This window comes from Paraburkholderia sp. SIMBA_027, from assembly GCF_046535315.1.
Lineage (GTDB): Bacteria > Pseudomonadota > Gammaproteobacteria > Burkholderiales > Burkholderiaceae > Paraburkholderia > Paraburkholderia tropica.
The window spans coordinates 1-242 of the sequence record NZ_JAWRWY010001461.1 but is presented as its reverse complement, the minus strand read 5'-3'; the positions used below and the strand labels follow the sequence as shown (position 1 = coordinate 242).

The following is a 242-nucleotide window of genomic DNA, read 5'->3' as shown; positions in this document are numbered from 1 at the left end:
GGAAGGTGACATTGCTGTCGAGTACTGGAGTACGGTGGCGAAAATTCCGGCTCGCCGTGGCGAAGCGATTAATCAGCTAAAACGCATTAATGCGGATACGCCGGGAAATACGGGCCTGCAAAACAATCTGGCGCTATTGCTGTTTACTAGCGATCGCCGTGACGAAGGTTTTGCCGTCCTGGAACAGATGGCGAAATCGAACGCCGGGCGCGAAGGGGCCTCTAAAATCTGGTACGGGCCGA

General features: G+C 55.0%; 1 protein-coding gene. It reads left to right on the top strand.

Annotated elements, in window-relative coordinates:
- Positions 1 to 34: 34 nt before the first annotated feature.
- Positions 35 to 242 (top strand): hypothetical protein (locus tag SB764_RS44035; RefSeq protein WP_410867318.1); only part of this gene is annotated, 208 nt, incomplete at its 3' end.